The organism is Variovorax sp. 20P10.2.4, assembly GCF_058244205.1.
In genome coordinates, this window is sequence record NZ_JBZAYE010000710.1 from 1 (window position 1) to 3527 (window position 3527).

At 71.5% G+C, this 3527-nt stretch carries 4 protein-coding genes; 2 read left to right on the plus strand and 2 right to left on the minus strand.

Annotated elements, in window-relative coordinates:
* Together AC27VN_RS36065 and AC27VN_RS36070 are read left to right on the plus strand one after the other, a co-directional pair.
* On the plus strand, positions 1-492 hold a 492-nt coding region (locus AC27VN_RS36065), incomplete at its 5' end, for a nucleotide-binding domain containing protein (RefSeq protein ID WP_490879735.1).
* A 55-nt stretch (positions 493-547) separates the two neighbouring features.
* Complete coding sequence (locus AC27VN_RS36070; protein ID WP_490879736.1) at positions 548-1228, plus strand: class II aldolase/adducin family protein; 681 nt, start codon at positions 548-550, stop codon at positions 1226-1228.
* 1 nt (position 1229) lies between these two features.
* On the opposite strand, the gene AC27VN_RS36075 is transcribed toward AC27VN_RS36070, so the two are convergent.
* Together AC27VN_RS36075 and AC27VN_RS36080 are read right to left on the minus strand one after the other, a co-directional pair.
* A complete protein-coding gene (locus AC27VN_RS36075) occupies positions 1230-2777 on the minus strand; it encodes a linalool dehydratase/isomerase domain-containing protein (protein ID WP_490879737.1) in 1548 nt (515 codons plus the stop codon).
* Positions 2774-3358 (minus strand): SCO family protein, encoded by a 585-nt coding sequence (locus tag AC27VN_RS36080; protein WP_490879738.1) that lies wholly within the window; start codon positions 3356-3358, stop codon positions 2774-2776. The genes AC27VN_RS36075 and AC27VN_RS36080 overlap by 4 nt, the downstream gene beginning before the upstream one ends.
* Positions 3359-3527 lie beyond the last annotated feature (169 nt).

Genomic DNA, 3527 nt, shown 5'->3' on the forward strand with positions numbered 1-3527 from the left:
TGTGCCGACCGCTCGATCGAACAGCTGCGTGCCTTCGAACGCGAACGGCCGGTGCACTGGATCGACGTCGAACGCGCGATCGACGGCGCCGACGTGATCGGCGAAGCGCTGGCTTGGGCGCTCGCGGCGCTGCCGCAGGGCCCGGTCGCGATCGCGACCTCGGCGCATGCGCCGGTGATCGAGCGCGTGCAGGCACGCATCGGCCGGCACGAGGCGGCGGCGCTGGCCGAGGACATCCTCGGCCGGCTCGCGGTGCGGCTGCGCGACGCGGGTGTCAAGCGCTTCGTGATCTCGGGCGGCGAGACCTCGGGCTCGGTGCTCGAGCACCTGGCCATCGACCGGCTGCAGGTCGGCCCCTATGCCGGCCCCGGCATCGCGCGCGCGGTGACCCTCGGCGCCGCGCCGCTCGCGCTGTGCCTCAAGTCGGGCAAGCTGGGTCCGGTCGACATGCTGCTGCCCATGCTGCAGAGCATGCGCGACGCGGCCCGCTGAAGAACCGAACGTCCCACCTTCGCTTCACCGCGCCGACGCGCGCAAGGAACCGCCCATGACCACGACCTCCACCCCCATCCCGCTGTCCGAAGACGCCCTGCGCCAGGCCCTGGCCGCGGGCTATCGCCGGCTCGCGCAGCTCGGCCTCAACAACGGCAGCGCGGGCAACATCAGCTGCCGCTTCGACGGCGGCGCGCTGATCAGCCCCACGGGTGCCGACGCCGACACCATCGACCCGCAGGCGCTGGTGTCGATCACGCTCGACGGCGAGACCCGCGGCGCGGGCATCCCCTCGAGCGAATGGGCGATGCACACCGCCATCTACCGCCGCTACCCGCAGGCCGAGGCCGTGGTCCACACGCATTCGGATGCCTGCGTCGCGCTGTCGGCGCAGCGCCGGCCGATCCCGGCCTTCCACTACATGCTCGCGGGCTTCGGCGGCGACGACATTCCCTGCGCGCAGTACGCCACCTTCGGCACCGATGCGCTCGCGCAATCGGCGGTCGATGCACTCGAGAACCGCAACGCCTGCCTGCTCGCGAACCACGGGATGATCTGTTACGCGGCCACGGTCGAGAAGGCGGTGGCGAACGCCGCCAAGCTCGAGACCCTGGCACGCCAGTACTGGATGAGCGCGCAGCTCGGCGCGCCCGTGATCCTCGACGCGCAGGAGATGGAGACGGTGCGCCAGCGCTACCGCGGCTACGGCAAGTCGCGGCTGCCCACGCGCGGCTGAGTCAGTCGGCGCCGAACGCCAGCACGAAGGCCGCGGTCGCGCCCTCGGGGCAGCGCAGCGCGAAGCCCTCGGACGTCGCACGCAGCGCCAGGGCCGCGCCGCCTTCGATGCGGTCCGCCTCGCCGCGAGCGACCTCGGCGCCATCGCACCACAGGGTCCAGGCACCGCGCGATGCCAGCCGCCCGATCTCGACCTCGACGCCGCCGCGCGCGCCCTCGCAGCGGCGCAGCGCGAAGCGCAGCACGCGCGCCTCGGTGTCGAACACCGCCTGCAGCACATCGACCGCGTCGTCCACGCGCACCAGCGCGGGCTGGCGATGGTGGTGCTCGGGCCAGGGCTGGTTGTAGAGGCGCCAGAGCCCGTCGGGCACGTTGAGGCTCGCGTAGCCCAGCAGCACGTTGCCGGTCATCGGCTCGACCAGCGTGCGATGGCCCTGCGCGTCCTCGAGCTGGTCGTTGCGCGGGAAGTGGAAGCCGCCCTCGCGCCAGCTCGGCGCCATGTGGCGATCGACATGGCGCATGAAGCCCTCGAGCGTGGCCGCGTCGCCCATCTCCGAGGCCCAGGCCGCGCCCCAGCCGAAATCGGAATCGTCGTTGACCACCTGCTGGCCCATCACCGGCGGCCGTTCGGCCGAGCGCACCGAGCAGGCGCCGTCCTCGCCGCGCAGCAGCCAGCCCGCGAGCTGCGCCGGATAGTGCGCATGCACGAAGTCGCGGTTCCACATGTTCATCAACATGCCGCACCAGGCATCGACCCAGGGCGAGGGTCCGGCGTTGTCGCGCAGCGCCTGCGTGTCCTGCGCCATCATCGTGAGGTAGTGGCCATTGGCGCCGAGCCGGCCGAAGCGCTCCCAGGCCTGCTGGTAGGCCGTCGTGACCTCGGCCGCCATCGCGCCGCCATGCACCAGGTCGTGCATGCGAAAGCCCAGGATCGCGGGCTGGTTGCAGATCTGGAACACGCAGTTGGGCTCGCAGGCCACGCCGAGGTAGCCGCTCTCGACCATCTGCCAGTAGACGTGCTGGTTGAGGCTGCGCTGGTCGTATTCGAAGCGGCGCTCCTTGCCGCCCCAGAAGAAGGACCAGTAGCTGAAGGTCAGCGCGCCGGGCTGCGCATAGCGGTCGTCGTCGAACAGGTAGTGGTGCAGCAGCGCCATCGACTGCACGTAGGCGCTGTACATGATGTTGTCGCGCCCGACCGGGTTCCAGTCCTCCTCGTAGTCGTGCGAGCGGTGCATGTTGAACACGCTGCCGCCGCGGCTCACGCGCGCCCAGTACATCCAGACCTCGGGCAGCAGCATCTTGGCGATCAGCCGCTCGAACACGGGCCGGAAGGCGCCGGGCGCCGCGGGCAGCCGGTGGCGGTGCGCGAGCGCGATCGCATAGGCCATGTAGGCGAGCTGGAAGCGGTAGCCGCCGAAGTCGTCCTGGCCGGTGCCGCGGCCCTGCATGCCCGACCAGTCGTTGACCGGCTGGCGCGAGAGGTTGGCGAAATGGCGCAGGTGGCCGGCCTGCCGGTCGCTCAGCGGCGTCGAGGCTTCGTGGCTGTTCATGGCGTGTCTCCCTGCATCAGTTCCTTCATGCGCGCCGCCACCGCAGGCGCATCGAGCGATTCGGCGAAGTGCGCGAGGTAGCGGCCGCCCGGCGCCATGAAGTAGGCCAGCGCGGTGTGCGGCACCACGTAGCCGCCGGGCGCCGCCGCGTCGGGCACGCGGCGCGCGAACACGCGAAAGCTCTTCTTCGCGGCCTCGACCTGCGCCTCGCTGCCCGTGAGGCCGACGAAGCCGCCCGGATGGCGCGCCACGCAGGCGCGCAGCACCTCGGGCGTGTCGCGCGCGGGATCGACGCTCACGTAGAGCGGCTGCACGCGCGCGGCCAGCGGGCCCAGCGCCCGCAGCGCCGCGCCGAGCTTGGTGAGCTCGCGCGGGCAGACCACCGCGCAGTGCGAGAAGCCGAAGAACACCAGCAGGTGGCGATCGCCATAGCTGCGCTGGTCGACCGGCGTGCCGAAGTGGTCGACCAGCGAGAAGGCGCCATCGATCGGCGCGGGCATCGGAGCCGGCGCGGCGGCAGCGGCGCCGCCGCAACAGCAGGGCGCGGGCGCGGCATCGGCGAAGGTGGAGAGGAAGGACATGGGCGCATTCTTATTTGAACGCGTTCATTTATAGCCCGGGTTTTCCCGCAGCGCCACCTATACTTCGGCCGTCTATCGCCTCCACTCCCCCACGCCGGCCCCACGCTCCATGCCCTTGCGCGACCCGAAGCACGACCTGCGCCGCCGCGCGCGCAGCCAGGAAGACAAG